This window comes from Brevibacillus sp. AY1, assembly GCF_029870785.1.
GTDB classification, from domain to species: Bacteria; Bacillota; Bacilli; order Brevibacillales; family Brevibacillaceae; genus Brevibacillus; species Brevibacillus invocatus.
This window is the reverse complement of record NZ_JAFLPN010000019.1, coordinates 45,171-71,473: the sequence shown is the minus strand read 5'-3', so window position 1 is coordinate 71,473 and position 26,303 is coordinate 45,171. Positions and strand designations below refer to the sequence as shown.

The 26,303-nt window shown below is 46.7% G+C and carries 32 protein-coding genes, 2 tRNA genes, 3 pseudogenes and 1 riboswitch; of the genes and pseudogenes, 28 read left to right on the top strand and 9 right to left on the bottom strand.

Going from position 1 to position 26,303, the window contains the following annotated elements; all coding sequences use genetic code 11:
* Positions 1-8: 8 nt before the first annotated feature.
* A complete protein-coding gene (locus JZI27_RS15685) occupies positions 9-1,241 on the top strand; it encodes an efflux RND transporter periplasmic adaptor subunit (RefSeq protein WP_280208182.1) in 1,233 nt (410 codons plus the stop codon).
* A gap of 95 nt (positions 1,242-1,336) precedes the next feature.
* Complete coding sequence (locus JZI27_RS15680) at positions 1,337-2,209, top strand: YitT family protein (RefSeq protein WP_280208180.1); 873 nt, start codon at positions 1,337-1,339, stop codon at positions 2,207-2,209.
* Between the two features lie 144 nt (positions 2,210-2,353).
* Here the strand turns inward: JZI27_RS15680 and JZI27_RS15675 are convergent, their stop codons facing one another.
* Together JZI27_RS15675 and megL are read right to left on the bottom strand one after the other, a co-directional pair.
* Entirely contained in the window at positions 2,354-3,931 is a 1,578-nt protein-coding gene (locus JZI27_RS15675) for a sigma 54-interacting transcriptional regulator (protein ID WP_280208178.1), read from the bottom strand.
* A gap of 96 nt (positions 3,932-4,027) precedes the next feature.
* Complete coding sequence (gene megL / locus JZI27_RS15670) at positions 4,028-5,224, bottom strand: methionine gamma-lyase (protein WP_251244733.1); 1,197 nt, start codon at positions 5,222-5,224, stop codon at positions 4,028-4,030.
* A 279-nt stretch (positions 5,225-5,503) separates the two neighbouring features.
* Between megL and JZI27_RS15665 the strand changes: the two genes are divergently transcribed.
* The 12 genes and pseudogenes from JZI27_RS15665 (at position 5,504) to JZI27_RS15615 (ending at position 12,369) form a co-directional block, all read left to right on the top strand.
* The gene (locus JZI27_RS15665; protein ID WP_280208175.1) at positions 5,504-6,979 is read left to right on the top strand and encodes a protein adenylyltransferase SelO; all 1,476 of its coding nucleotides are present in this window, start codon (positions 5,504-5,506) and stop codon (positions 6,977-6,979) included.
* A 181-nt stretch (positions 6,980-7,160) separates the two neighbouring features.
* A pseudogene (locus JZI27_RS15660) lies at positions 7,161-7,594 on the top strand (zinc-binding dehydrogenase); the annotation flags it as partial.
* A gap of 261 nt (positions 7,595-7,855) precedes the next feature.
* Entirely contained in the window at positions 7,856-8,566 is a 711-nt protein-coding gene (locus JZI27_RS15655) for a cytochrome c biogenesis CcdA family protein (protein ID WP_122909291.1), read from the top strand.
* A gap of 21 nt (positions 8,567-8,587) precedes the next feature.
* The gene (locus JZI27_RS15650) at positions 8,588-9,115 is read left to right on the top strand and encodes a TlpA family protein disulfide reductase (protein ID WP_280208173.1); all 528 of its coding nucleotides are present in this window, start codon (positions 8,588-8,590) and stop codon (positions 9,113-9,115) included.
* A gap of 187 nt (positions 9,116-9,302) precedes the next feature.
* Positions 9,303-9,440 (top strand): IS66 family insertion sequence element accessory protein TnpB, encoded by a 138-nt coding sequence (gene tnpB / locus JZI27_RS25060; protein WP_481752818.1) that lies wholly within the window; start codon positions 9,303-9,305, stop codon positions 9,438-9,440.
* A 166-nt stretch (positions 9,441-9,606) separates the two neighbouring features.
* Positions 9,607-10,287: pseudogene (locus JZI27_RS15645) on the top strand (IS66 family transposase); the annotation flags it as partial.
* A 216-nt stretch (positions 10,288-10,503) separates the two neighbouring features.
* A complete protein-coding gene (locus tag JZI27_RS15640; protein WP_122909288.1) occupies positions 10,504-10,692 on the top strand; it encodes a hypothetical protein in 189 nt (62 codons plus the stop codon).
* A gap of 173 nt (positions 10,693-10,865) precedes the next feature.
* On the top strand, positions 10,866-11,033 hold the full coding sequence (locus JZI27_RS15635; protein ID WP_122909287.1) for a YycC family protein: 168 nt from the start codon (positions 10,866-10,868) through the stop codon (positions 11,031-11,033).
* Positions 11,034-11,118: 85 nt separating this feature from the next.
* Positions 11,119-11,685, top strand: a complete 567-nt coding sequence (locus JZI27_RS15630; protein WP_122909286.1) for a thioredoxin family protein — start codon at positions 11,119-11,121, stop codon at positions 11,683-11,685.
* A gap of 62 nt (positions 11,686-11,747) precedes the next feature.
* A complete protein-coding gene (locus tag JZI27_RS15625) occupies positions 11,748-12,056 on the top strand; it encodes a hypothetical protein (protein WP_122909285.1) in 309 nt (102 codons plus the stop codon).
* A gap of 93 nt (positions 12,057-12,149) precedes the next feature.
* Positions 12,150-12,225, top strand: a tRNA-Thr gene (locus JZI27_RS15620).
* A 62-nt stretch (positions 12,226-12,287) separates the two neighbouring features.
* A tRNA-Leu gene (locus JZI27_RS15615) sits at positions 12,288-12,369 on the top strand.
* 378 nt (positions 12,370-12,747) lie between these two features.
* Here JZI27_RS15615 and JZI27_RS15610 read toward each other — a convergent pair.
* A complete protein-coding gene (locus JZI27_RS15610) occupies positions 12,748-13,071 on the bottom strand; it encodes a YnfA family protein (RefSeq protein ID WP_122907466.1) in 324 nt (107 codons plus the stop codon).
* A 170-nt stretch (positions 13,072-13,241) separates the two neighbouring features.
* Between JZI27_RS15610 and JZI27_RS15605 the strand changes: the two genes are divergently transcribed.
* Positions 13,242-13,916: a class I SAM-dependent methyltransferase gene (locus JZI27_RS15605; RefSeq protein ID WP_251244667.1), complete on the top strand. Its 675-nt coding sequence runs from the start codon at positions 13,242-13,244 to the stop codon at positions 13,914-13,916.
* 226 nt (positions 13,917-14,142) lie between these two features.
* On the opposite strand, the pseudogene JZI27_RS15600 reads toward JZI27_RS15605, so the two are convergent.
* The 4 genes and pseudogenes from JZI27_RS15600 to JZI27_RS15585 form a co-directional block, all read right to left on the bottom strand.
* A pseudogene (locus JZI27_RS15600) lies at positions 14,143-15,159 on the bottom strand (class I tRNA ligase family protein); the annotation flags it as partial.
* Entirely contained in the window at positions 15,119-15,280 is a 162-nt protein-coding gene (locus tag JZI27_RS15595) for a hypothetical protein (protein ID WP_183184791.1), read from the bottom strand. The gene JZI27_RS15595 and the pseudogene JZI27_RS15600, both read right to left, overlap by 41 nt.
* A 133-nt stretch (positions 15,281-15,413) precedes the next feature.
* The gene (locus JZI27_RS15590; RefSeq protein WP_280208169.1) at positions 15,414-15,788 is read right to left on the bottom strand and encodes an MmcQ/YjbR family DNA-binding protein; all 375 of its coding nucleotides are present in this window, start codon (positions 15,786-15,788) and stop codon (positions 15,414-15,416) included.
* Positions 15,789-16,002: 214 nt separating this feature from the next.
* On the bottom strand, positions 16,003-16,218 hold the full coding sequence (locus tag JZI27_RS15585; RefSeq protein ID WP_280208168.1) for a hypothetical protein: 216 nt from the start codon (positions 16,216-16,218) through the stop codon (positions 16,003-16,005).
* 217 nt (positions 16,219-16,435) lie between these two features.
* Between JZI27_RS15585 and JZI27_RS15580 the strand changes: the two genes are divergently transcribed.
* Positions 16,436-17,428: a bile acid:sodium symporter family protein gene (locus tag JZI27_RS15580; RefSeq protein ID WP_280208167.1), complete on the top strand. Its 993-nt coding sequence runs from the start codon at positions 16,436-16,438 to the stop codon at positions 17,426-17,428.
* Positions 17,429-17,605: 177 nt separating this feature from the next.
* On the opposite strand, the gene JZI27_RS15575 is transcribed toward JZI27_RS15580, so the two are convergent.
* Positions 17,606-17,830: a hypothetical protein gene (locus JZI27_RS15575; RefSeq protein ID WP_280208165.1), complete on the bottom strand. Its 225-nt coding sequence runs from the start codon at positions 17,828-17,830 to the stop codon at positions 17,606-17,608.
* Positions 17,831-18,044: 214 nt separating this feature from the next.
* Between JZI27_RS15575 and JZI27_RS15570 the strand changes: the two genes are divergently transcribed.
* Together JZI27_RS15570 and JZI27_RS15565 are read left to right on the top strand one after the other, a co-directional pair.
* The gene (locus JZI27_RS15570; protein WP_280208163.1) at positions 18,045-18,299 is read left to right on the top strand and encodes a hypothetical protein; all 255 of its coding nucleotides are present in this window, start codon (positions 18,045-18,047) and stop codon (positions 18,297-18,299) included.
* Between the two features lie 17 nt (positions 18,300-18,316).
* Positions 18,317-18,667, top strand: a complete 351-nt coding sequence (locus tag JZI27_RS15565) for a DUF952 domain-containing protein (RefSeq protein ID WP_122907459.1) — start codon at positions 18,317-18,319, stop codon at positions 18,665-18,667.
* Positions 18,668-18,675: 8 nt separating this feature from the next.
* Here the strand turns inward: JZI27_RS15565 and JZI27_RS15560 are convergent, their stop codons facing one another.
* On the bottom strand, positions 18,676-18,891 hold the full coding sequence (locus tag JZI27_RS15560) for a hypothetical protein (protein ID WP_280208160.1): 216 nt from the start codon (positions 18,889-18,891) through the stop codon (positions 18,676-18,678).
* 135 nt (positions 18,892-19,026) lie between these two features.
* Here JZI27_RS15560 and tlp point away from each other — a divergent pair, with 135 nt between their 5' ends.
* From tlp to JZI27_RS15510, 10 genes are all read left to right on the top strand, one after another.
* Complete coding sequence (tlp, locus tag JZI27_RS15555; protein ID WP_122907457.1) at positions 19,027-19,236, top strand: small acid-soluble spore protein Tlp; 210 nt, start codon at positions 19,027-19,029, stop codon at positions 19,234-19,236.
* 200 nt (positions 19,237-19,436) lie between these two features.
* Positions 19,437-20,549: a tRNA 2-thiouridine(34) synthase MnmA gene (gene mnmA / locus JZI27_RS15550; protein ID WP_122907456.1), complete on the top strand. Its 1,113-nt coding sequence runs from the start codon at positions 19,437-19,439 to the stop codon at positions 20,547-20,549.
* A gap of 20 nt (positions 20,550-20,569) precedes the next feature.
* Entirely contained in the window at positions 20,570-20,902 is a 333-nt protein-coding gene (locus JZI27_RS15545; RefSeq protein ID WP_122907455.1) for a hypothetical protein, read from the top strand.
* 35 nt (positions 20,903-20,937) lie between these two features.
* Positions 20,938-21,450: an ACT domain-containing protein gene (locus JZI27_RS15540; RefSeq protein WP_280208158.1), complete on the top strand. Its 513-nt coding sequence runs from the start codon at positions 20,938-20,940 to the stop codon at positions 21,448-21,450.
* Positions 21,451-21,571: 121 nt separating this feature from the next.
* Positions 21,572-21,767, top strand: a riboswitch (cobalamin riboswitch).
* A gap of 149 nt (positions 21,768-21,916) precedes the next feature.
* Entirely contained in the window at positions 21,917-22,282 is a 366-nt protein-coding gene (nrdI, locus tag JZI27_RS15535) for a class Ib ribonucleoside-diphosphate reductase assembly flavoprotein NrdI (protein ID WP_122907454.1), read from the top strand.
* Complete coding sequence (nrdE, locus tag JZI27_RS15530) at positions 22,269-24,353, top strand: class 1b ribonucleoside-diphosphate reductase subunit alpha (protein ID WP_280208157.1); 2,085 nt, start codon at positions 22,269-22,271, stop codon at positions 24,351-24,353. Before nrdI ends, nrdE begins: the two co-directional genes overlap by 14 nt.
* Positions 24,354-24,378: 25 nt before the next feature.
* A complete protein-coding gene (gene nrdF, locus JZI27_RS15525; RefSeq protein WP_122907452.1) occupies positions 24,379-25,335 on the top strand; it encodes a class 1b ribonucleoside-diphosphate reductase subunit beta in 957 nt (318 codons plus the stop codon).
* 96 nt (positions 25,336-25,431) lie between these two features.
* Complete coding sequence (locus JZI27_RS15520; protein WP_057134127.1) at positions 25,432-25,662, top strand: hypothetical protein; 231 nt, start codon at positions 25,432-25,434, stop codon at positions 25,660-25,662.
* A gap of 33 nt (positions 25,663-25,695) precedes the next feature.
* Positions 25,696-25,908, top strand: a complete 213-nt coding sequence (locus JZI27_RS15515; protein ID WP_122907451.1) for a DUF2997 domain-containing protein — start codon at positions 25,696-25,698, stop codon at positions 25,906-25,908.
* A gap of 34 nt (positions 25,909-25,942) precedes the next feature.
* Positions 25,943-26,251 carry a thioredoxin family protein gene (locus tag JZI27_RS15510; RefSeq protein WP_122907450.1) on the top strand — a complete coding sequence of 103 codons (309 nt, stop codon included), beginning with the start codon at positions 25,943-25,945 and terminating at the stop codon, positions 26,249-26,251.
* The last annotated feature ends 52 nt before the right edge of the window (positions 26,252-26,303 follow it).

The window sequence follows — 26,303 nt, the reverse complement described above, 5'->3', positions numbered from 1 at the left end:
GGGACATTATGAATAGAAGTATGAAACCCGTCATATTGGCACTATTAGCCATATCCCTGGTGGTGGGAGGGTGCTCCGCTCCGGAAGCGGCCGCACCTACCGAAGAAAAGGCAGAATCAGTCACCCCTGTACAAGTAGACGCAGTGTCGAATGGAACGGTTGATTCGGAGGCAGGTATTACCGCAAAGCTAGCTCCAAGCGAGGAAGTACAGGTGATGCCAAAATCGGGAGGGAAGCTCACTTCCCTTCCAGTCAAGCTCGGTCAGCAGGTGAGCAAAGGTCAAGTGTTGTTTAAACTGGATGAACAGGATTTGATCAACGGCGTACAACAGGCAGAAGCGGCATACGCTGTGGCTCAAGCCAGTTTGAAGCAAAGTGGCAGCAGCTCGGATCAAGGCTTGGTTCAAGCACAAAACGGATTGAAGCAAGCAGAGATTTCATTGAATGATGCAAAAGTGAATCAGCAGCGGATGCAAAACTTGTTCACACAAGGTGCGATCTCCTCGCAGCAAATGGAGCAAGCGAATACCCAGCTGACCAATGCACAGCTTGCATACACCAACGCTCAAGAAAATCTGCAAATGGCTTCCCAAAAAACGGGCCTGCAGGTGTCTGAGGCATCTGTGAAGCAAGCGGCTGTAAACCTGCAAAATGCCAAGGAACAATTGGCCAATGCAACGGTTACATCTCCAATCGACGGCTTTGTCTCCAGTGTAAATGGAGCGGTCGGACAAATGGCAGGTCAGTCACCTGTCGTTGTCATCGTAAATACAAACCCGCTAATCGTGAAAGCCAATTTGTCTGAGGCAGAAATCACAAAAATTGCGGTTGGAACACCTGTGAAAGTACATGTTCAATCTACGGATCAAACCTTGGACGCGAAGGTAACAGCCGTCAGCCCGGTCATGAACAGCCAGCTGAAGGCGTATCCGATCGAGATCTCTATTCCGAATCCTTCTAATGAGCTGAAGTCGGATATGGTGGTCAACGTTACCTTCCCGGCTGCTGGATCTGAAGGTGCTTCCGGTCTGGTTGTCTCCCGTCAAGCTGTCTTCGAGCGCAGCGGTCAACAGTACGTATTCAAACTGGAAGGAGACGTTGTGAAGCAGGTTGAAATCACGACGGGTAAATCCTCCAGTGACAAAATTGAAGTGCTGTCGGGTCTGAGTGCTGGAGATCAAGTGGTTGTCAAAGGTCAAACCCTCTTGAAAGATGGAAGCAAAATTAGTATTCAGAAGTAAGAAGGAACTGTAGAGGGAAAGAGACGGAGATGATCCGTCTCTTTTTTGGATAATGTAGGTATTAACAAAAAAGAAGTAGGAAACGAGGTAACCGAATGAATAACCGTACAAAGCAAAAGTCCTATCCACTGAAGATCGCTTCACGTTTATTATTGATCATTATTGGGGCACTGATCGCGGCATACGGCCTCGAAGCTGTACTCATCCCAAACAATGTATCCGATGGAGGTGTGACTGGTCTCAGCATCGTTGGTTCACAATTGTTTGGATTGCCATTGGGACTCCTCATTGCTGTTTTTAACATTCCTTTTGTTTGGTTAGGGTACAAGCAAATCGGTAAAAGCTTTGCCATTTATTCCGTTGTCGGCATCGCTTCACTGGCAGTTGGCACTAGCCTGATGCACCATATTCCAACCATCGTTCAAGGCGATACATTGTTAGTTACCGTTGTCGGTGGGATCATTATCGGTTTTGGTATGGGTCTAGCTTTGCGTAATGGTGGCGCATTAGATGGTATTGATATGTTAGCCGTTCTACTTTCGCGTAAACTGCCTTTTGGAACGAGTGACCTCATCCTGTTCTTGAACATGTTTGTATTTATAGTTGTCTCTACTGTATTTGGACTTCAAGGGGCAATACTTTCAGCCATTGCATACTACATCGCTTCTAAAGTCATTCACATTGTGGAGGAAGGTTTAAGCGGTTCTAAAACCTTCAAGATTATTACGAGACAACCAGAAAAAATGGTAGAGACGATTCGTGATCGCCTGGGTCGAAGTGCAACCTATAAGGATGCTTACGGTGGATATTCACATGAGCAGTTTAAAGAAATTACTTGTGTCATCAACCGCATGGAAGAAAGTAAAATGAAAGAAATCATCCATGACATTGACGAGAATGCCTTTGTTACGATCTATGACGTAGCAGAAGTAAAGGGCGGTAATTTCAAAAAGCATGATATTCATTAAAAAAGGGAAACAAGCAGTCTGGGTAATGGAAGTGTTTGAGATGATCTCTACTCCTATCCATCAGATCTATATCAGACAGTCAATGGATCATTGATAGTTGCAGAGAACCTCTCAAAGGAAAATAAAAGTACGGGTCGCATCCTTCTAATTACGAAGATGCAACCCGTATTTTTTCATTTTTTGCAGGACTGCTGTATGACTGACACCCAGATAAGCAGCTGCTTGCCGTATGGAGGTGTGCTTTTTCAGGGCGTTCGCGACCAAACCTTTTTCATAGGAATCCATTTGCTCACGCAGAAGTGTGGATGACTGTGAAGAAGAGTGTTCTTCGTGGACAGATACCTCTTGCTGGATATCCAGATACAAATGCTCGGCTGAAATCTCGTTACCGGGACAAAGGTAAACAGCTCGCTCCAGCACATTTTGCAGCTCCCGTACGTTTCCTGGCCAGTTGTGTGCTTGCAGGGCATGGATCGCAGAGCGGGAGAGGAGCATCGTGGGTTGGTTCGTAGTGCGACATACTTTTTGCATAAAAAACTGTGCGAGCATCGGGATGTCACTTTTTCGTTCGCGAAGCGGTGGTATCAGGATCGGAATGACGTGCAAGCGATAATATAAGTCTTCGCGAAACTGTCCCTTGCTCGTCATGTCAGCAAGATTACGATTGGTTGCCGCAATAATCCGTAGGTCGATCGAGATCGTCCTGCTGCCACCCACCCTACGTACGCGACGTTCCTCCAATACACGCAGCAGCTTCACTTGTAAATGCAAGGGTAGATCTCCGATTTCGTCGAGAAACAAAGTACCACCCTGCGCGATTTCAAACAGTCCGAGTTTTCCGCCCTTTAACGCCCCTGTAAAAGCACCTTGCTCATATCCAAAGAGCTCGCTTTCCAACAGTGTGTCCGGAATCGCCGCGCAGTTGATAGGGACAAAAGGTCCAGCAGCCCGATTGCTTTCGAAGTGGATCGCCTTGGCAAACAGCTCTTTTCCTGTTCCGCTCTCACCCTGTAAAAAAACAGTAGCATCACTTTTGGCGATGCGTTTTGCTGTCTCGATGCACTGTCTCATATTGGCACTTTGCTGAATGATTTCGTCGAAAGTGAATACTTCACCTTTTTGTACGGTAGAAAGCAGTTCTTGCATTTGTTTATGGTCTCTGAGAACGATGACAACGCCTTGTTGTTCGCTTTTTTCAGGGGAAACGATCGGATGATAGCTGCAGACGAACGTCATCGGTATCTTTTGTGCGACCAATAGGCTTACTGGAACACTCGGCAGATCGATTGCTTCAAGCATACAGCGTCTGATCTCGCTTACAGCCTCGCCCCACAGCTTTTCGATCGAGTGATACAACAGTTGTCCTGGCTCCATTTTCAGCATCGCTTGAGCGGCACGGTTGATCGTTGTCACACGCAATTGATCGTCTAAGAGCAGGATTCCTTCCGAAACAGTGGTCAGGATCGTACGTATTCGATTTTCACGCTCTTCAGCAGGAAGGCATGGGATTACTGTAGTCTGTTCCACCCCTGATACCTGCGAGATCCTTTCCACGATGGTGGTAATCTGGCTTGCAGGCACGGGAGGGATTTTCACATAAATGTAATGCGGTCTCACTTCCATGCCGATGATGTCTAGCTGGTTAGCAGCAATGCAAGCAATGACCTCGTGTGTAATCCCAACGCGGTTTACGCCTTTGATCTCTAAAGTGATACCCCTCAATGCGATCCCATCCATTCTCAAAAGTTCCGCATTCTGTCATCTTGTTCCTATCATAGCAAAAGAAAGCCTAGTACGATATGTACTAGGCGCAAGAGTTTAAGCAAATGAAAGGGCTATATCCAAATCATCGATAATATCTTCAACATCCTCAAGACCGACAGACAATCGAATAAGCCCGTCAGTAATGCCCATTCTTGCTCGTTCTTCAGCCGGAATGACGGAGTGCGTCATGGATGCAGGGTGCTGGATGAGGGAATCCACATCACCAAGACTTACGGCTCGTTTGCATAATTGCACGTTGTTCATCATGCGAATGCCTGCATCCATGCCGCCCTTCAGTTCAAAGGAAAGAATGCCTCCAAAGCCGTCCATTTGCTTACAGGCTAGCGCGTATTGGGGAAACTGTGGCAACCCAGGGTAGTAAACAGCAGCTACTTTGGGGTGTTGATGCAGGAACGCGGCAACTTTCCCGCCGTTTTCGCAATGACGATCCATTCGTACTCCGAGTGTTTTCAATCCGCGAATCAGCAGGTAAGCGTCAAAGGGAGCGAGAATCCCGCCGATGTCTTTTTGGGTGGTCATGCGAATCGTGTCCACGATAGACTTCGGACCGACAGCGATACCAGCAATGACATCCCCGTGCCCACCGATATACTTGGTAGCACTGTGAATGACAATGTCACAGCCGTACTCGATAGGTCTCTGCAAATAAGGGGACATGAAGGTGTTATCGACCACCACATAAGCATCTGCTTCTTTGGCAATTTTCGCAACCAGCTCCAAATCAACCAGCTTCATGGTTGGATTGATCGGGGTTTCGATATAGATGACTTTGGTCGATGGCAGAAGATGAGCACGGATCGACTCCTCATCTGTCATGTCACAAAGCGTGTAGTCAACATGAAAGCGGTCTTTCATCAAATTGAGCAAACCATAGGTGCAGCCGTATAGTCCTTCGGTTCCGAGAATATGATCGCCTGTTCTGACGAGAGCCATGAGTACGGCTGAAACTGCTGCCATTCCAGAGGCAAAGGCAAGGCCGGCTTCTGCCTTTTCCAAAGCGGCAACTTTTTCTTCCAGGACATGGACAGTCGGGTTGCCAAGCCGTGAATACATATATCCAGATTCTTCGCCAGCAAAACGTTTTGCGCCTTCTTCGACGGAGGAAAAAACAAACGTCGAGGTCTGGTAGATGGGGGTAGCCAAAGAACCGGTTCGGGGATCGGTATCCGTACCCGCATGAATCGCAGTGGTAGAAAGGCCGTATTTTCTTCTTGTTTGGTTGACGTTCATACTCGAATCACCTCATGGTAATAGTGTTACAAGGCATTCATGCATGAAGCATGCCAAGTTAAGAAAGTCAAAAAATTCAAATAAAATTTAAAAATATCTGAAAACGTAGGAATAAAAACTTTCCAAATGGTAATAAAACGAACCGATGTTGATTTTGTGGTGGGAGAACGGAAATACACTTTGTCATGCAATGTCGTGCACAAAAAAAGGGAGTCGGTGAGGGGAAAGGGTATAATAAATGGACAGAAGAAAAATCTACCGCTTTAAAAAGGAGAAAAAATGAAAGAGGAAAAAGCTTCGATCGAGCCAGGATGGAATTTTGACAATAGCTATGTGCGTTTGCCGCAATCGTTTTTTTCGAAACTCAGTCCTCCTCCTGTAAGCTCGCCAACTCTGGGGATCTTGAATGAACCACTGGCGAAGGAACTTGGTCTAAACGTGCAAGCGCTCAAAAGCAAGGAAGGAGTGGCGGCTTTTGCAGGAAACTTGATCCCTGAAGGTGCAATACCTCTCGCACAAGCGTATGCCGGGCATCAATTCGGTCATTTTACCATGCTAGGGGACGGTAGAGCGATCCTGCTTGGTGAACAAATAACACCTCAAGGTGAACGGTTCGATATTCAATTAAAAGGTTCGGGTAGAACTCCGTATTCCAGAAGAGGAGATGGTCGGGCAGCACTAGGTCCCATGCTCCGTGAATACATCATCAGTGAAGCGATGCATGCGCTTGGCATCCCGACAACCCGCAGCCTTGCAGTCGTAGAAACGGGTGAGTACATCCACCGTGAAACAGAGCTGCCTGGAGCCATCTTGACTCGCGTGGCAGCCAGTCACTTGCGAGTGGGCACCTTTCAATTCGCTAGACAATGGGGGACTGAAGACGAACTTAAGGCTCTTGCGGACTATACAGTGGAGCGACATTATCCTCTGGTTGCAAAGGATGAAAACCGCTATCTTTCTTTGCTTCAGGAAGTGATCAAGCGACAGGCAGGTTTGATTGCCAAGTGGCAGCTCGTCGGCTTTATCCACGGGGTAATGAACACCGACAACATGGCCATTAGCGGAGAAACCATCGATTATGGCCCATGTGCTTTCATGGATGCGTATGACCCGGCCACCGTATTCAGCTCCATCGATGTTCAGGGGCGTTATGCCTATGGCAATCAGCCGTATATTGCCGCTTGGAATCTGGCCAGATATGCGGAGACCCTTTTGCCACTGATTCATGAAAACGCGGATGTAGCGGTCAAAATGGCTGAAGATGAGATTAAAAAGTTTCCCGCGCTCTATCAGCATCAGTGGCTTCAAGGTATGAGAGCAAAACTCGGTATCTTCAGCGAAGAGACAGAGGACGAGGACCTGATCAACCGCCTCCTCAGCATCATGCAAGAGAATCGTGCAGATTTCACCAATACTTTCAGAGCTTTGACAAACGATAAGCCAGAGGATACCGGTCTGTTTTGCTCAACGGAATTTACCCAATGGCATGAGCAATGGCACGCGAGACTCGGCAGGCAGCAGGAATCAAAAGCTGCCTCACTCGAATTGATGCGAAAGAGTAATCCTTCCGTAATCCCTCGAAATCACCGTGTAGAAGAGGCTTTGGAAGCTGCAGTGGAACAAGGGGACTACAGTGTGATGGAGAAGCTGCTTGAAGTCTTGTCCCACCCTTATGTGTATGATCAAGTCATCGATGAGACCTATACACAGCCCATGCAATCAAACCGTCCTTACCAAACCTTTTGCGGTACCTGATAACGATACATGAATGGTCAACGATAAGATCTTCCTCATGATAGAAATGGGGAAGATTTTTTTGTGAATGAGGTACTTGCCCGACATGCGTACACTTTCCAACAGCCTGTACTTGGTTTCTGCATGTCAAACCTCTGTTCCAAATATACTCTTAAAAAATATCGGTTATTGGAGGAAGAATATGGAAGCGATTGTATGCACGAAATATGGATCGGCAGATGTTTTGGAGCTGCAGGACGTAGAAACGCCCGTCCACAAGGACAAGGAAAATTCGGGTTAAAGTCCATGCGACGACTGTCACATCCGGAGATTGCCGAGTGCGGGCCTTCAATAGTCCATTCATGTACAGGAAAGGGAACATTCAAAACGGGTAAAAAGTACTGATCTATGGCGCTTCTGGAGCGGTAGGATCTTCGGCGGTACAGCTTGCGAAGTGCTTTGGGGCTGAAGTAACCGGGGTATGCAGAACAACCAATCTAGAGCTGGTAAAGTCTTTGGGTGCTGATCATGTTATTGATTATACGAAGGAGGAATTTACAAACAGTGAAGAAAAGTACGAAATCAAATTGCATGAAAGCACTAACCTCAACAGGGAAGTTCGTAACCGTAGATGGTCAAGGGATAAGCGGTCATCGATCGATGCTATCCAATGGCTCAAATTCGCGATGCACACACGTGAACCTACAAGGTAGGGGTTAAACTCGATATGGGAGTTTTCGAGCGCTCTTTACCTAAAGAAAGACCGCATAACAGTTAACATAACAAATATTATGTGATGATAATTGTCACGTATTTAAGACAAAGTGTCCAACCTGCTTTTGGCTTCTGGTAAGATTCGCTACAATAGGATTATCTGTATCAATTTTGGAGGTACTCATGGGTGGAGAACTTTCTGTCTTACTAGCCTTCGCGGCGGGCTTTCTCTCGTTTATTTCTCCTTGCTGTTTACCGCTCTATCCGTCCTTTTTGTCTTATATTACGGGCGTGACGGTAGATGAGGTGAAGAAGGGGAAAGCTGTTTTTCAAAAGCAAGCGTTGCTGCACACCTTGTTTTTTATCATTGGATTTTCCATTATCTTTATCGCACTTGGTTTGTCCACATCCTGGATTGGGAGCATGTTTGTCAATCAACAGGACTTGATTCGACAGCTTGGTGGAATATTACTGGTGATCATCGGACTCGTGATGCTTCAGGTTTTCAAGATGGACTGGATGATGCGCACCTGGAAGATTGATTTAAAATCGCGACCTTTGGGGTATACTGGTTCTATACTGGTAGGCATGACGTATGCCGCGGGCTGGACTCCATGTGTAGGTCCAATCCTCTCGGGGATTATTGTCATGGGCGTGTCTGAGCCTTCCTTGGCTTTGACGTACACATTGGCATACACATTTGGTTTTGCCATCCCGTTCTTTGTCATGACCTTTTTCATCAGCAAAGTCAATGCGATCGTCAAGTACTCTGATCGCTTTATGAAGGCTGGTGGGGTCATCATGATTTTGTTTGGTGTTTTGCTGTATACGGATAAGTTGACGGACATTACACGCGTGTTGATTCAACTGTACGGGGGCTTTACGGGATTCTAACCGAGAAAGCTGAGGGATGAAATGAAAAAGCTGGTATTGGCAATGTTTCTGGCTGTGGGAGTCGGGTATCTATTCGTCGGCCAGCCACAGGGTGGAGCCCATGTCTTTGCGAACGAGCAAAAACCGGAAGTGGGCTATCAAGCTCCCCACTTTACATTGACTGGACTGAACAATCAGGTGTACAGAGTGGAGGGAAAGCGGGACAAACCCGTCATCGTGAACTTCTGGGCATCCTGGTGTGGTCCATGCAAAATGGAAGCGCCAGACCTTCAAAAAATCTTTGAGAAATATGGAAAAGAAGTTGACCTTTACGGCGTGAACGTAACTTCCAATGATAATCCGGAAACGGCGATGGAGTTCGTACAGACGTACAAGCTGACTTTTCCAATCCCGATGGACGTGACGGGTGCGGTATCTGACCGTTACAAGGTCATGGCCTTTCCCACGACTTATTTGATCGACCAGCAGGGCGTGGTTCGCAAAAAAATCATTGGTATGATTGATGCGGCTACGCTGGAGAAAGAGCTAAAAACAATGCTTGCAGAATAATACCAGGTATGGATGGAAGCCGCTGTCGTGTTCGAGACAGTGTAAGCGTCAAATCCCCCACCTGTTTCTGGAAACCAGAGTCTGTCACAATGAATCCATCATCATTCAGAAAAGGATGGATTCTGTGGTCGCCGCGCTGAGCCCCGAATGCGAAATCTGACGGGAACTTCGCAGGTGTATCTCGCTTGTGGCACGACGGATTTGCGTAAATCGATTGACGGTTTGGCCCGCGATCGTCCAGGAACAGTTTTCGCTTGATCCGTTTTCCGCCGCATTATTTGTGTTTTGTAACAGGAGGCGGGACAAGCTCAAGATCCTTCAGTGAGATCATGCGGGCTTTTGGCTTATCACAACAGCACGCCCATCCTGGCGATTCACCTAAAGTGGTCATTTGAGCAAAGTCATCTCTTTGAAGGAATTTCCCCTGGGTTTGTCGAATGAATCCCCTATGAAAACAAGAACGAAATCCCTCACCTTGGAACAACTCCAGCATGACTACGGAGACGCGTAGTGAACTTGCCATGGTACCCGCACAGGTGAAAGTCGTTCAGCATGTGCGGCAGGTATATGCCTGCCGTCACTGCGAACGACATGAGCTACAAACTCCAATCATCACTGCTCCGATGCCAAAGCCCGTGTATCCGGGTAGTTTGGCCTCTCCTTCAGCGATGGCGTATACGATGTGCCAAAAATACGTGGATAGCATGCCACTCTACAGGCAAGAGCAACAGTTTGCCCGTATGGGCTATACGTTGTCGCGGCAAACGATGGCAAATTGGATGATCTATGGTGCAGAGAAATGGCTAACGCTGATTGTGGAGGGAATGAAGGATTATCTGCTCAAACAAGAGGTGCTGCATGCGGATGAGACGACGTTGCAAGTGTTGAAGGAGCCTGGGAAATCGGCAGAAACCACTTCGTATCTGTGGATCAAGCCATTTGTGATCGGGCGTAAAAACTGGCTGTTTGCGAATACTCCACGGGGAGCAACGGCGAGCGCTACTATTTACAGTGTCATCGAGACGGCAAAAGAAAATGGGCTACACCCGTTCCGGTATCTTCAGTACCTATTCGAAAAATTGCCACAGCTTTCAGATATTCATGAGCCGAAGGCACTGGAACCGTTTATGCCGTGGTCAACTTCGTTGCCGAATACCTGCCGTGTTCCTTAATCTCCATCTATCATATGCTGGCTCCCATCTACCTACTAGGTGGGGCCTATTTGACGTTCACGAGACAGTGGCTTTTTTCTCGTCTTCTTTGGTATGCGCCAGGTGGCTCTCGGCCCATTTCCCCCGAATGCCTGTTTTTTTGTACTTTTGCCTAAAGAACAGGGTTGTTCTCTTTCATAGACTGGATTGAATCCAGGGCTAATGGAGGAATGTCAGATGGCCAAAGGTAAGAAAATCAAAAAAGACAAGCGACAGCATTCCAATCAGGTAAACTTGAAAATGGTCACCTCAACTACTTGTCAGGTATGTAAGCAACAGTGCGCACAGGGATTGGCCTATCTTGAAAAGATGTCTGAACCGGGCGCCATCGGCTATGGAGTTCCGTGCATCCTGACAAAAAAGTAATGGCATGCTAGTTCGAGCTGGCTGTCAAAGAACCAAGAGATAATCCCTTTTCTGAGGAATGGGATTATTTTTTTGTTTGAGATGTGAACCTTCGTTCGCTGTACGCTGGTCTGCCTCCGATCCCTGTATTATACTTAAACGATAGCCTAGTGACCGAGAAAGGAGTTGATCGTGTGCGCCCATTACAAATATCCGCGGAGACCGCAGTCAAGCTGGCCGAAGCACTTGATGTTCCATTGGAGAGACTGATGCATATGCCGCAGCACATTTTACTGCAAAAAATGATGGAGCTGGCCAAGCAGGAGGAAAGCGCTGAGAGTCCTGTTGAACCAAAGGAATGACACGCTTGGAAGTGTAGAAGAATAGAGGATATTTCACTGTTACGTGGAAGGTGTAAGGAACGTTTTTTTACAGGAGGAGAAGCAGATGGCAGTCAATGTAGCACATAAATTCCGTAGTGGATTGAAACCACAAGCTTTCGTAGAAGGAATGACAAAAAATAAAGAGCAATTCCAAGAGTGGTCCAATGCTTTTGCATGGCCAAGTGAAGAAGATCAGGCCTTTTTTGCATCTTTAAGCCACCGCGATGATCTGCGCTGCCTGATTCTGGCTGCTGATTGGTGCGGAGATGTCATTCGCAACGTTCCGGTAGTGCTGAATGCGCTGGCCGATACGGAAATCCCGACTGAAATCCTCGTGATGGAAGATCACCTTGACCTGATGGATGAGTTTTTGACGATGGGTGGTCGTGCGATTCCTGTCGTCATCTTCGCAGATACAGGTGGCCATGTTTTGGGCAAATGGGGTCCCCGTCCAAAGCATGTCCAAGAAGTGATGATTGCTTTCAAACAACAAAATCCGGATCGCAATGCGCCTGATTATGAGGCTAATATCAAAGTAGCACGTGAGCAGATGCTCCAGCAGTACGGTGAAGGAACGGGTTACCAAGCCGTTATTGTCAAAGAGCTGAGAGAAATCCTTTCTTCCTTGTAAAGAGATGATCAGACGCAGGCGGGACGAGATTCCCGCCTGTGTGTTTGGAAGGGCTGAGATCGATGCATTATTACGGCAATGAAACCATTATGTCTTTAGAGCAGGTGCTTCGCTTGAAGGCATCGGAAGTAAGGATCTTGGAGTGGGTCAGAACCTATGAATTTCTGGAAAACACCTATGGGGTAGACGAGCCTGTCCCTTACTTTTTGGAGATCCGATGTGAAAGTGAAGGAGTACGTATCAGAAAGAATCGAATCATGGATTTCCCCGATTATCAATGTGAAGGTGAAGAAGTATTTCCGAATGTGGAGCAGGCTTTGGCAGCTTTTCATCAGTGGGCAGAAGAAATTTTAGCTCGAACAGAAAAATAATCCAAAAATCTATTGACTCGTATACTTGTTCATGTTAAATTAATAAACGTCGCTCCTGGTTCACAAAAACCATACACGGACGACGTAAAAGATGCCGGTGTAGCTCAATTGGTAGAGCACCTGACTTGTAATCAGGGGGTTGTGGGTTCAAGTCCTATCGCCGGCACCATCTTTTCAGGTGGATTGATTTTTTCAGAGAATCGAGTTACAATCATTGTACAGGTTTTACTTGCCGGTGTGGCGGAATGGCAGACGCGCGCGACTCAAAATCGTGAGGGAAACCGTGGGGGTTCAAGTCCCTTCACCGGCACCAACTACGAATTAGAATGCTCTTGGGATATAAAAATCCTAAGAGCTTTTCTTGTTTAGACAATCGTCAAGACAAACTCGATTCGCCAGATCAGAACAGGTGATTGAGAAGAGTGGGTACAAGTTGCCTAGCAGCTCCGTTTCCCTTTCATCCATCCGATTCATTTGTACATCCTTTTTATTGCTTTGTACATTTTATGGTACATATACTTTTTCGGTTTTCTCATCTACGCCCAATCTCGGGACCACTTCCATGCAGCGATCTGTCGCGTTCGGTTGATTCGAGCGATGATCCGTTTGAACAAGCTTGATTTCCTCACCCCGAACTTCAATGCGATCACCTTCCCTTTTATTGGATAAGGGTGAACTACGCAAGAGAAGGTTAGTGCCTCGGAGCCCATAGCATAATGGAGACGCCAATCACGCAGATGGACGCACCCAGCCAATCGTAGAGATCCGGGACTTTTTTGTCGATCCCCCAGCCCCAGAGCACAGCCAAAATAATAAAGACCCCTCCATATGCGGCATAGACTCTGCCGAAGTTCGGGAAGTTTTGCAGAGTGGGAATGATCCCATAAACAACGAGAATGATACTCCCTACGATGCCATACCAGATTGGTTTTGATTCGCGAATCCATAACCACACCATATAACCGCCGCCGATTTCTGCGAGACCAGCGAGGACGAACAAGAAGATGGCGAACAAGGTTGATCACTCCTTCATTTCACAGTTGAAAAATGTTAATAAATTTCGTAATGATACAAAAATTAAGAAATAAAATTTCTTAGATGGAGATCCATGATGACAAAATTACTCTATAATAAAAACATAGTTGGAAATGTGAAGTCAACGTGAAGGCAAAGGAGAGGTTGGTCATGAAACACAATGAAGATCGACTGGATCAGAGCTGGGTCGCCAATGCGGAAGCTTGGACACAGTCTGTACGTGAACAACAAATTGAAAGCAGAAAGCTGGCTACAGATCAGGCCGTAGTGAACGAAATTACGAGTTATCACCCCAAAAGAGTTCTCGATGTGGGCTGCGGTGAAGGCTGGTTGGCTCGCGTTCTTAGTCAGCAAGGCTTGGAGGTTGTAGGAATCGATGGTAGCAACGAGCTCATCAAGCGAGCAGAAGCTCTAGGCGGTGGAAGCTATCATCATTTGAATTATACCGAATTGGGTGACAATCCCACTCAGCTAGGTGATGCTTTCGATGTCATAGTCTGTAATTTTTCGATTCTATCTGAAGACATAACCCTCCTTTTGCAATCGCTTTCAACCATTCTCTCGTCAGAAGGCGTACTGATTATCCATACCTTGCATCCGTTTTTCGTAGCAAATAGTGATCGCTATGAAGATGGCTGGAAAACAGAGTCGTTTAATGGGATGGGTGAAGGATATAAAACTGAGATGCCTTGGTATTTCAGAACGATCGGGTCTTGGATACAGGAATTGAATGATGCAGGACTTCAACTGAAGAGCTGCAAGGAACCGATTCATCCAGTCACCGGAAAACCGCTTTCGCTATTACTATCTGCTAGAAAGGTCTAAGCACACTAGTATTGGCAATCGACCAACTATAAAAACCAGCATACGTGCTGAGTGATGATTACGAAAGCGATCACCTGGCCTAGCTGTTTTTTTTCTGTGTTTATTCGTTTCGTTTTCATATGTCCTTGTTCACAGCTTGCAAAGGATGCATAGATGGGGGAAAGGTGAAGTTGATTGATCACCTGGAGCATGTGATCCTTGCGATCAATCAGCGAAGAACGATTCCTTATTCAATATGCAGGTACGTGATCTTATCCCCAATCGTAGCGCTCTCCATTCCAGGTACTTTTTCATACCGGATTTCAGAAAGCAATACACCCTCCAGGAGGACATGCTCAAAGCGTTGTAGTGCGTTCTGTAAGGAAGCATCCGCGTCTAGCGTCAGGATCACTCGTTTCTCAATCGGAAAATCGAGTTTTTTCGAGTATCCTGAACCGCTCTGATGATCTCGCGAACGATGCCTTCCTGTTCGAGTTCCTCTGTAATGACTGTATTGAGGGCAACGGTGATATTGTAGCCTGATGCGGATGCAAAGCCTAGTTTTCCTTGTTTTTCAACGATCCATTCCTCGGGGTACAAATGGATCACTTCGTTGGAAATGACAATCTAACTGATTCACAGCGGCATGCTTGGGAGCTGCATCAGGCACATAGTGATCCATCGTGGCGTACAGCGAATAAAAAGCGTGGACGTTGTGAATCGTATCGATTACTTTGAATTTGGCTTCTGCTACGATTTGTTTGGAAAACCGTTTGCTGTTCCAAGGCGCACTGTTGGAGAGGAGGGCCCAGCGAAAGGCGTCAGCTCCATACTCGTCGATGATCTCCCAAGGATCGATGACATTGCCTTTGCTTTTAGACATTTTCTGGCCATTTTCGTCCAATTCGTGACCTGTTGAAATAACAGCCTTGTAGGGAGATTTTCCCGTAAAAAGGGTAGAAACAGTCAATAGACTAAAAAACCAACCGCGCGTTTGATCGATTCCTTCAGAGATTATGTCTGCAGGAAACTGATCCTCGAACTGTTGCTTGTCGCCAAAAGGGTAGTGGTACTGGGCAAAAGGCATCGAACCGCTGTCAAACCACACATCAATGATTTCAGGTGTTCTTTCCATCACGCCACCGCAGGAGCAACGTAATTTGACTTCGTCCACATACGGTTTGTGCAGCTCAAGGTTGCCAGAGAGTGGCACAATAGACCTTTCACGCAACTCCCGATGACATCCAGGTGCACACTCGACGCCGGTTGAACGTCATCTTCGTTTGTTCGGACAAAGTGAAATCGTATTTCAGGATGATCGTGATCAACCAAGCGACGAAGGCTGTGTAAGCCAATTTCCCAGCAATACGAGCTACTGAATTCACGTATCTCACGCTCCCATACAAGACTCGGATAAGAAGAATGATGCCCTCCTCATCGTTGTGTCATATATATTAACGATAGATGTAATAATAAGTAACAAGATGGAACGGGCAAACTTAGTTTGATTAATATTTTTCAATGGTGAACCGGAGGCTCTGATGATCCGATCCTTTCTCGATCAGATTTTTTTAAGGATTTAAAAACCAACCGATACGATAAGTCGATAAAACCGAATACTTCATTATCGGGAATGCTTCCATCCATCATCACAGTGTTCCAATGGCGTTTATTGAGATGATAACCAGGAATGACGGCGGTGTACTGAAGTCGCAGTATTTCAGCGAGTTCAGGCTCGGACTTCAAGCTGAGCTGTAGTGTGCCATTCTTCTCGTGAAGCAAAGCAAACATTTTTCCGCCTACTTTATAGACGTGAATGTCGTCGCCGAATGGAAAATCTTCTGTTGCTTCTCTTTGATTTAGGCAATAGGTGCGAATTTGTACCAGGTTCATGATTCTCCCCCTAATTGAGTACGACTCATGCAAATAGTCCCTTTCCCATAATATGGGGGAGGAAGCGCCCTTTTTCAACCCTAACCTTTGGAATTGTGAAAGAATTGAATCAGTGCCTAACGAGCTTGGAGGTCACCTGATACCATATTCCAGGAGACCTCCAATGTTTTATTCTTTTCTTCTGCATCAAAACGGCAACGCCAGAACGGGAGGGTTATCGCCTTCCGTGATATTCGATATTCATATCGATGGAACGGAGCTCATCCTTGGCTTTTTCCACCAAGTGTTGATAATCTCTCACCACTTCTGTGAGTGCGGTTACGGATTCCTGATAATCTGGCTCGTTGCAAATGCCATCTATTGCTCGATGCAAGTGAAACATCTTGTCTTCAGTTCTGCGGATAAAATCCAGCCATTCCATTCCGTTCATGTGTGCGCCCCCTTTCCAGTCATAGCCTTTACCTGTTCAGGGAAATTATGCGGATGGAAGAGGGGATTGGCACAATTGATTACGTGAATGTCGTCAGAAGATTAAGCTTGTTTCGTGCAATGCTTCGTGATAACATACCTCACATCACGGTTTGTTGTCCGGTTGGCACCTAGAAACTTCCGCATAGAGCTGGCAATGAATTCACCAGAGGTGCACGATGCAAATATTGACAAAGTTGAATAGGTTTTTAGAAAGAATCATGCCACTCCTGACACCAGGCAGTGTCGTCATTGGTGTGCTGTCTGCCGAAACCCTGCAAGCCTATGCGTTTCTCAGTGCATGGGTGTTTGCGTTTATGACGTTCTCAGGGAGTTTGGGGGCGAGCTTCCGTGACTTTGCCCGTGTCCTGGCTCGTCCGTTACCGCTGATTGTCAATTTGGTGATCCTGCACGCGTTGATGCCTGTGCTGGCTTGGGTGACGGCAAGCTTGTTCTTTCCGAATGAGCTGGATATCGTCACCGGGTTCATTCTGGCTGCCGTCATTCCGACAGGAGTATCGAGTCTTCTGTGGACATCCATCTATATGGGGAACATGGCCCTGACGTTGTCCATTATCCTAATTGATACCGTGTTATCACCATTGGTGGTGCCATTGGGCCTTTCACTCATTCTTGGAGCCGCTGTGCAAATGGAGCTCGGCGAGATGATGAAAGGGCTACTGCTGATGATCGTCCTTCCTTCACTTGCTGGCATTGCCCTGAACCAGCTTACAAAAGGACGTGTCAAAACGACACTGGCGCCTTGTCTAGCGCCGTTCTCAAAGCTGAGCATGGGAGTTATCGTCGCGATCAACAGCTCGGTTGTTGCGCCGTACATTTCCCAGATCGATGGCAGACTTATCGGGATGGCCGCTCTCGTGCTGTTTTTATCGGTGTTAAGCTATCTGACAGGGTGGGTGGTTGCCAGGATTTTCGGATGGAAGCGCGATGTCATTGTCACGCTTACGTTTAACAGCGGAATGCGCAACATCGGAGCGGGAACAGTTATCGCCATCGCTTATTTTCCTCCGCTTGTGGCATTGCCGGTCGTCCTAGCTACTTTGTTTCAGCAGTCCCTTGCCGCATTCTTTGGTCTTTTCTTGCGTATGGTTGAAAAGGAAGACAAGCATGTGCGTTCTGAAGAGCAACTTCCGGATGCCATAGGAAAATAAAAGGAATGTGTGTAGTTGTAATCGTTGATCATTCTTTTATGTAATATAATGTTACGTGATATGGGTGAATAAGCCAAAAAAGATTTGACAATTTAAGTGTTTATGTTAGTATATATTACATAGCATGCATTCTCTCCACTTCCTATTTTTTTGACCCAGAAATGGGTCCTTTTTTTTTTAGGTGGAAGAGTATGGCTTCCCATCCCGTTGAAATAGCTTGCTTACCATCGCATAGAGGCGAGCGGGCAGATTCGGAAAGACAAACTTGTATTCATCTGACCCGCTTTTGAGCAATGCTACAGGCTTCTCAATTTGGTATGGAATTTTCATCAGATCCAGAATGGTTTTGTACTCATCAACATTAGATTTCTCAACCGTATAGTAAAAGGATTTAGACTGCATTAGGACACCACGCTCCTTCAGTATGTAGTGTAGCATAAGCAGTGCTCAGCTCCTAACATTACATAACGATTATTATGTAACCTTTTCCATCGGGAGAATGGATGACCTACGCTTATCATGTTACAGATAGACAGAAGGGCTTGGCATGACAGAAAAAGACTGGCAAAATAGAGAACGGAAGAAATGCACGAAACCTTGAAATTCGGGGGCCCATATGAAAATAGCGCTGCACCAGATTGCTTATCAGATCGGGATTCATCCAACTGAAATGGCGAAGCTTGTCTATGAAGGGGAGATAACCGGAGAAGTTCCAGGAAATAATCCTCAGGCAAAAGATGCGTGGGTCGATCTGCATTCGCTGCGCAATTTTATTCAATGGAGAAATGATCAGGGACGGATGGAAGAAATGGCGTACGGGAAGGCTATTCGTCACATTGATAAGTGGTTGTCTCGTAAACAAAGTCTGTAGCTGAAAAAAGGGAGAGTATATCAATGAACATCATTTATTGCTTGGTTCCAAAAAGGTATTGGGAGCAGTGGGCTGGACGAGATCACTATCTTCCTCGGGATTATGAGCAGGAAGGATTTATTCACGCCACCAAGGGAGATGAGCTTTTGGAGGTCGTGGCAAACCGCGTGTACAAGGCATTTACTGACGAACTTCTGGTATTGGTTGTCGATGAGGCCAAAACGACTTCTCCAATCAAGTACGAGCAGGCAAAGGACGGCCTCTTGTATCCGCATATTTACGGACCTTTAAACCAGGATGCCATTATGGATATCAAAAAGATGGAACGCAACAGCGACCATTGGACACAGGGATCGTCCATCCGCTAGATCAAGGCTTACCAATTGTACAATTCAAGCAGCTCCAGCACCTCTTGACGCTTTGCAGGCGGCAATTGATCTAGACGACGCAGCAAAAGTCCTATCCGTTTTCGCTGCTCTTCCTCGATTTCGGGATGTTTATTTCCTTTAATCCATTGACGTTTTAATTTCACGGACTCCGTTTCTGCAATGATTTTCAACAGCTTTCGCTCTAATAAATCTAGGGATGCCATACGAGAAACCTTCTTTTCGAAAAGATACGTACCAACAACGCCATTATAGCACGAGCCATACATAAAGGAACTTGCAATGGCGCACAATGGTAGTGGTAAATGACCAAATCTTGACGATAAAGGAGTGTTAATCAAATGGCAAAACCAGATGACCGCTCGGACAACGCAGCAAAATTGCGCGAAATGGCACAAAATACAGAGGAGAGAATTCAGGAGTCCCAGGATTACCTCAGTGAACATGCTGATGAGATTTCAGCCAAGGAAAAGAGCGATATCGAGGCAAAAAATCAGCGCCGTGAAGAAAGCGTGGAAGCATTTCGAGCGGAAATCGAGGATGAATCCTAACCAATACAAGAAGCGAAGCGCCTGTTGCTCTGTATGCGACAGGCGTTTTTTTGGGAAAACTTGCCCTAATGCGGCTGATATGCGCATTTCACAACAGGAGTCGCTCCGAATTGACGAAAAAAGTGCAACAAAACATGATTTGTTCCAGGAAACATGGTAATCTGTTTAAGGAACAAATTCATATATAGAGGAGAAAGACCATGAAACGACCAGAAGATACACGCGTCGTTGTCGGCATGTCCGGCGGCGTTGACTCCTCCGTGACGGCTTACCTGCTGAAACAACAGGGATATGACGTCATCGGCATCTTTATGAAAAACTGGGATGATACCGATGAATTCGGCCATTGCACGGCGGAAGATGACTTTCAGGATGTCCGACGCGTCTGTGAACAAATCGATATTCCGTACTACACGGTTAACTTTGAAAAAGAGTACATGGATAAAGTATTCCAGTACTTTTTGGATGAATATAAACGGGGTCGTACGCCCAATCCAGATGTCATGTGCAACCGCGAGATCAAGTTCGGTGAGCTGCTTGCCAAGGTCATGGATCTGGGGGCCGATTATATCGCGACCGGCCACTATGCACAGGTAAAGCATATCGATGGCGAGTACAAGCTGTTGCGCGGCGTGGACAACAACAAGGATCAGACGTATTTTCTCAACGTTCTTGGTCAGGAGCAATTGTCCAAAACCATGTTTCCGATCGGGCATATGCCCAAGCCGCAAGTACGTGAAATTGCCGAGAAGGCAGGGCTGGCAACAGCGAAGAAGAAAGACAGTACGGGTATTTGCTTTATCGGGGAACGAAATTTCCGCGAATTTCTGCAAAACTACCTTCCTGCCAAAAAAGGAAACATTGAAACGGTCGATGGGCTTGTGATCGGGCATCACGATGGTTTGATGTATTACACGCTAGGTCAACGCCAAGGATTGGGCATTGGCGGAGGACATGGCACGAGTGGAGAGCCTTGGTTTGTCGTGGACAAGGATTTGGAACGTAATGTTCTGATTGTTGGTGAAGGCTCCAACCATCCTAGACTGTATTCAACCAGTCTGATGGCCACCGAAGTAAATTGGGTGAGCCATTCAAAACCACAGGAATCATTCCGTTGTACAGCCAAATTCCGCTACCGTCAACCGGATCAGGGTGTCACCGTGAACCTGTTAGGTGACAACCAGGTCGAAGTGGTTTTTGACCAGCCTCAAAAAGCGGTAACGCCTGGACAGGCAGTGGTTTTCTATGATGGTGAAGTGTGTTTGGGTGGTGGAACAATCGACAAAGTAACCTTGATGGGAAAAGAGAAATAGGTTGTAGGGGGATCTTTTTCATGGAAGCAACGAAAAAATCAAAGGTGATTATTCTCTCCTTCTTGATAGGTGCGATTTGTATGGGAGTCATCGCCTACATCGGCATGTCGTATGGCGGTCGCGCACACATGACCAATATTGAAGCGAAGATCCTCGAGCGCGGAGGGGCCCTGGTAGCTGGAAGTGTAATGGCTGTGCCGAAAGATGAGAGTCCCTTTGAAAAAAGCGGCAAGGGAAACACCATCTTTCGAATCAAATACACGAAGGACGGAAATGAGCATCTCGCTTGGTATCGTTCCAAAAATCAGTCCTCCATCATTTCCGAACCAGAGGAATGGATTTTTCCTGAATAGATAGAGGAAATCAATAGGGAGAGTGAATGCAAGTCATGACCCAGTTAACCGGACTTCGTGATCTCGCAGAATTGATTGTTCGTATTGAACCGCGTGCGAAGGAAGCTTCTCTCTCGATCCTGGCGCACGAGAACAAAGAAGAAATAACCAGCCTGCTGGTCGATGGACTCGGTATGAAAGTCCCTGTTCAGCACAGTTCAGGGGAGTACGCCAATCATCTGGCTGTTTTGCGCGCTGGTTCCAACAAATATACGTTTGCACAGGATTGGCGTGAGGTATATGTCAGTGAGATCAACTATTGCGCCTGTCGAATTCCACCAGGTGCTCACGGCTTACTGGTCCATCATATCGATTATCCGGGCGTCATTTACGACGTGTCTCAAATTCTCGCCAATCATCACATCAATATTTCCAAGCTGAATGTATCACGCGAGCAAAAGGGAAAAAATGCGCTCCTCGTCTCGGTAACCGATGAAGAAATTACCGCTTCTGTGGTGCGGGAAATCGAGCAATTACCTCAAATCACTAAGGTGATTTCGTTGCAATAAGAGATGTGCCGTCCGTTTTTCGGGCGGCTTTTCTTTCGAGAGATCTATCGATTGGGTATTTAGTAAGTGGGAAAACAGCTTGACTACCACGATATATTGATGTAATGTAAGTCATAACAACTACATATTGATGCGTATAGGTGTCTAACCGTCTATCGATGGTAGACTTAATAGGGAAGCTCGGTGAGAATCCGGCGCGGTCCCGCCACTGTAAACAGAGAGTTACGCTTTGAAATGGCCACTGATCCATGGATTGGGAAGGTAAAGCGTTACGATGATCTGTAAGCCAGGAGACCTGCCTTAACGTAAACACTATGGAACCTACGGGAGATAGGGAAGTGTTGGAACGCTCGGTCACCCGTGAGGTATTGTGTCCTAGGGAATGGATATGCGTATTCGACTTTCTTCGTCAGTCGGATACGCTTTTTTTATGGCTAAACCAGTGTTTTCAGGAAGGAAGAGATCATTGATACTCGCATTTGATTCCAAAACGGGCAATGTACGCCGATTTGTCAACAAACTGAATCTGGATATGCCCACTGTGCAAATTCAAGAGGATCTGTTGCTGGAAGAACCGTTTATCCTGGTCACCTACACGACGGGATTCGGACAGGTGCCCGATAAAGTACAAACGTTTCTCAAGCAGAATCACTCATGGATGCGGGGAGTAGCAGCCAGCGGCAATCGGAACTGGGGGACGAGCTTCGCCAAAAGTGCGGACACGATCTCTTCTGCCTATCACGTACCATTGTTAGCGAAATTCGAACTGTCCGGAACGATGCATGATCTGGAACTATTTAAAAGCGGGGTGGCATCCATTGCGACACATTGAACTCAATAACCAGCTGATGCAGCGCGGTGAGGATGGTTTTTACCTGTTGGATAAGGACCAGGAGGCAGTGCAGTTATTCATGGAAGAGGTGCAAGCCAAAACCATGACATTCTCAAGCATCCTGGAGCGGATGAACTATCTAATCGAACATGACTACTATGAAAACGTCTATGAAACCTACACGAAGGAGCAAGTCGAAGAAGTCATTCGGCTCGCGCATGATTTCAAATTCCAATTCGCTTCTTATATGGCCATCTCCAAATTTTACAAGGATTATGCCTTGAAAACGGACGACAAGAAATCCTATCTGGAGCAGTACCCGGACCGCGTAGCGATTGTGGCCCTCTCCCTGGCTCAAGGAGATTTTGATCTGGCCAAACGGCTGACCGTGTCGATGATGGACCAGCGTTTGCAGCCAGCGACGCCTACCTTTTTAAATGCCGGCAAAAGCCGCCGTGGTGAGATGGTCTCCTGTTTTCTCTTGGAGATGGATGATTCGCTGAACTCGATCAATTACATATTGGGCACCTGCATGCAGCTTTCCAAAATCGGTGGCGGAGTAGCAGTCAATCTTTCCAAGCTGCGCGGACGCGGGGAACCGATCAAAGGAGTAGAGGGCGCAGCTAAAGGCATTATGCCTGTGCTAAAGCTGTTGGAGGATGCTTTTTCTTACGCAGACCAGATGGGGCAGCGCAAGGGCTCTGGAGCAGCGTATTACAACATATTTGGCTGGGATATCAACGAGTTTCTGGATTGCAAAAAAATTAACGCCGATGAAAAATCACGAATCAAGACGCTGGCAATCGGGCTGATCGTACCGAACATCTTTTACAAGCTGGCAGAGGAAAACAAACCATTGACCGTCTTTGCTCCGTACTCCGTCTACAAGGAATACGGACAACATCTGGACGATCTCGATCTGGATGAGATGTATGAAGAGCTGTTAGCCAACGAGCGCGTGCAAAAGCAAACCTTGATGAGCGCACGGGAGATGCTGACCAAGATTGCCATGATCCAGTTGGAGTCGGGCTATCCCTACATCATGAACAAGACCAATGCGAACAAGGATCACGCATTAAAAGACCTGGGCTCCGTGAAAATGTCCAACCTTTGTACGGAAATCTTTCAATTGCAGGAGACCTCGACCATTGCAAACTATGGAGAGACAGACATCATCCGACGGGACATCAGCTGCAATTTGGCCTCTCTGAACATTGGCAATGTCATGGAACGCAAGATGATCCGGGAGTCAGTGCACGAAGGGATCGAAGCGATCACATCCGTAAGCGACATGACCCGAGTGGAAAACGCTCCGGGTGTACAAAAAGCCAATCGGGAGCTTCATTCTGTCGGGCTGGGAGCCATGAATCTGAACGGTTTTTTGGCCAGAAACAAGATCGCATATGAAAGCGAAGAAGCCAAGGATTTTGTCCGCACCTTTTTTATGATGATGAACTATTATTCTCTGGAAAAGAGCATGGAGATTGCCAGGAAAAAGGGAACTACCTTCCTCGGATTTGAGCATTCTGAGTATGCAAAGGGTACGTATTTTGAAAAGTACCTCAATATCGACTACCATCCGCGTACAGAGAAAGGTAAGCAGCTCTTTGCCGATATGTACTTGCCGTCGACGGAAGATTGGGCAAAGCTCAAAACGAACGTGCAGACATATGGCTTGTACCATGCCTACCGACTCGCAATCGCACCTACGCAAAGCATCTCGTATATCCAAAACGCCACTTCCAGCGTGATGCCGATCGTGGAGCATATCGAGACGCGTACGTATGCTAATTCGACGACCTACTACCCGATGCCGTATCTTTCGCAGGAGAATTATTTCTATTACAAGTCGGCGTATATGATTGATCCATTCAAGGTCATTGACCTGATCGCGGAAATTCAGGAGCACGTGGATCAAGGCATTTCGACCATCCTGCACGTAAACAGTAACATTTCGACCAGAGAGCTGGCTCGCTACTATATCTACGCAGCGAAAAAAGGATTGAAATCACTCTATTACACGCGAACCAAGCACTTGACTGTAGAAGAGTGCATCAGCTGCGCGGTCTAAATCAAGCAAAAAAGAGGGAAGCCGGATGAAAGCTGTCAATTGGAACAGGCCCGATGACGATTTTACAATGACCTTTTGGAACCAGAACATCATGCAGTTCTGGACCGATGATGAAATCCCGCTGTCTGACGATAAAATGTCCTGGATTGAGCTTTCTCAAGCAGAGCGGGAAACCTATAAAAAAGTGCTGGGTGGACTCACTTTGCTCGATACCGTTCAGGGCGGAATTGGCATGCCCAAAATTATGGAGCATGTGGACGGCTTGCAGCGAAAAGCCGTATTGGGCTTCATGGGGATGATGGAGCAGATTCACGCCAAATCCTATAGCAGTATTTTCACGACACTCGCTGCCACAGAAGAAATCGATAACATTTTTAAATGGGTGGAAAGCAACTCGCATCTGCAGACCAAGGCTTCGATTATTTCTCACTACTATCAAAACATCGAGACGCCAAAAGACCTGTATTTGGCGATGGTCGCTTCTGTTTTCCTGGAAAGCTACCTGTTTTACAGCGGCTTTTTCTATCCTTTGTTCCTCGCTGGTCAGGGAAAAATGACGAGCAGTGGCGAAATTATCGATCTGATCGTCCGTGACGAGAGCATCCACGGCCTTTATGTAGGCGTACTCGCTCAAGAAGTGTATCAGCAGCTAAGCGACTCGGAGCAGGTGGCGGTCAGGGAAGAACTGTTTTCCTTGCTGGACAAGCTGCATCAAAACGAAGTGGCGTATACGGAATCCTTATATACGGCAATCGGTCTGAGTGAGGACGTTCTCGCTTACGTGCGCTACAATGCAAACAAAGCCTTGATGAATCTGGGGCTCGATCCGCTTTTTCCTGAGGAAGAAGTAAACCCAATCGTACTGAATGGGATCAGAACGCATACCAAGCAGCATGATTTCTTCTCTAAAAAAGGCAACGGCTACGTCCGTACGATTCATGTCGAGCCGCTGACAGACGACGATTTTCGTTTTGATTTCTAAAGAGTCGATTGCCTTGGATGAAGCAGGAAAGCCGAGAATCGAGTATGGTTTGAATACCGGAATCAATTTGCAAAAAAGCTGCAAGTCGGTGAAAATGTGATTGGAAAGCTGTTGACGGGAATGGTAGAAAATCTGAATATGTTCTTTATCGAGACAGAAAAGGGCCTCGTTCCCTATTTCGAATCCGATTTTCTATCACCAGAAGAGCTGCAACAAAGAGGTGAGCAATCTCTTGCTTCGTTGCGCTCCGAATATGTGCGCTGTGCGGTTCATGCGATGGCGGAACAAATTCGAGCAAATGGTAACGATGTGACCGTCACCGAGTAGAGTCACCTTTCTCAAACCTCGTTTGTACTCACCATGAATGCTGCAAACAAAACCCTGCGCATAGCAGTAGATCAGGATGGTCAAGTCGAGGAACAGGTAGAAGGAGTGACAGGACGTTCTTGTGTTGATTTTACAGCAAATGTGGAAAGCAAGCTGACGACAAACAATGCGATGCAACGGGTTTGGACGCATGAATACGATGCGATGGTTGAAGACCAGCAAATCCAAATCCTGCGACTCGGGTAAAAATTCGTCGGGTAAAGGGACAGGAGCGATTTGCTTGGAAGAGCTGAACATGACAGAAGTGGAGCGACGATGTGCTGGAAAGCAAACCTTCGCCCTCTTTGTCTATACCCCGATGTGCGGGACGTGCAAGCTGGCAGAAAGGATGCTGGAGGTGACCCATGAGGCCCTACCAACAGCTCCGCTCTACAAGATTAATTTGAATACCGCGGCACCTTTGGCAGAGAAATGGCAAATTACCAGCGTGCCTGCCCTCATTATTTTCAACAGAGGTGAAATCCAGGAAACGCATTACGCGATGCAATCGGTTGGCTTTCTCTTTGAAGTGCTGCAACCTTTGATCTAGACAAACACCTATTTCCTTCGTGATGAATACAAGAAAGAGAGAAAGAAAGCGA

Bases quoted from the DNA above. Each gene is read 5' to 3' on its own strand.
- JZI27_RS15685 (WP_280208182.1), top strand. From the start codon at position 9: ATGAATAGAAGTATGAAACCCGTCATATTGGCACTATTAGCCATATCC.
- JZI27_RS15680 (WP_280208180.1), top strand. From the start codon at position 1,337: ATGAATAACCGTACAAAGCAAAAGTCCTATCCACTGAAGATCGCTTCA.
- megL (WP_251244733.1), bottom strand. From the start codon at position 5,224: ATGAACGTCAACCAAACAAGAAGAAAATACGGCCTTTCTACCACTGCG.
- JZI27_RS15665 (WP_280208175.1), top strand. From the start codon at position 5,504: ATGAAAGAGGAAAAAGCTTCGATCGAGCCAGGATGGAATTTTGACAAT.
- JZI27_RS15655 (WP_122909291.1), top strand. From the start codon at position 7,856: ATGGGTGGAGAACTTTCTGTCTTACTAGCCTTCGCGGCGGGCTTTCTC.
- JZI27_RS15650 (WP_280208173.1), top strand. From the start codon at position 8,588: ATGAAAAAGCTGGTATTGGCAATGTTTCTGGCTGTGGGAGTCGGGTAT.
- JZI27_RS15640 (WP_122909288.1), top strand. From the start codon at position 10,504: ATGGCCAAAGGTAAGAAAATCAAAAAAGACAAGCGACAGCATTCCAAT.
- JZI27_RS15630 (WP_122909286.1), top strand. From the start codon at position 11,119: ATGGCAGTCAATGTAGCACATAAATTCCGTAGTGGATTGAAACCACAA.
- JZI27_RS15625 (WP_122909285.1), top strand. From the start codon at position 11,748: ATGCATTATTACGGCAATGAAACCATTATGTCTTTAGAGCAGGTGCTT.
- JZI27_RS15605 (WP_251244667.1), top strand. From the start codon at position 13,242: ATGAAACACAATGAAGATCGACTGGATCAGAGCTGGGTCGCCAATGCG.
- JZI27_RS15590 (WP_280208169.1), bottom strand. From the start codon at position 15,788: ATGAACCTGGTACAAATTCGCACCTATTGCCTAAATCAAAGAGAAGCA.
- JZI27_RS15585 (WP_280208168.1), bottom strand. From the start codon at position 16,218: ATGAACGGAATGGAATGGCTGGATTTTATCCGCAGAACTGAAGACAAG.
- JZI27_RS15580 (WP_280208167.1), top strand. From the start codon at position 16,436: ATGCAAATATTGACAAAGTTGAATAGGTTTTTAGAAAGAATCATGCCA.
- JZI27_RS15575 (WP_280208165.1), bottom strand. From the start codon at position 17,830: ATGCAGTCTAAATCCTTTTACTATACGGTTGAGAAATCTAATGTTGAT.
- JZI27_RS15570 (WP_280208163.1), top strand. From the start codon at position 18,045: ATGAAAATAGCGCTGCACCAGATTGCTTATCAGATCGGGATTCATCCA.
- JZI27_RS15560 (WP_280208160.1), bottom strand. From the start codon at position 18,891: ATGGCATCCCTAGATTTATTAGAGCGAAAGCTGTTGAAAATCATTGCA.
- tlp (WP_122907457.1), top strand. From the start codon at position 19,027: ATGGCAAAACCAGATGACCGCTCGGACAACGCAGCAAAATTGCGCGAA.
- mnmA (WP_122907456.1), top strand. From the start codon at position 19,437: ATGAAACGACCAGAAGATACACGCGTCGTTGTCGGCATGTCCGGCGGC.
- JZI27_RS15545 (WP_122907455.1), top strand. From the start codon at position 20,570: ATGGAAGCAACGAAAAAATCAAAGGTGATTATTCTCTCCTTCTTGATA.
- JZI27_RS15540 (WP_280208158.1), top strand. From the start codon at position 20,938: ATGACCCAGTTAACCGGACTTCGTGATCTCGCAGAATTGATTGTTCGT.
- nrdF (WP_122907452.1), top strand. From the start codon at position 24,379: ATGAAAGCTGTCAATTGGAACAGGCCCGATGACGATTTTACAATGACC.
- JZI27_RS15515 (WP_122907451.1), top strand. From the start codon at position 25,696: ATGAATGCTGCAAACAAAACCCTGCGCATAGCAGTAGATCAGGATGGT.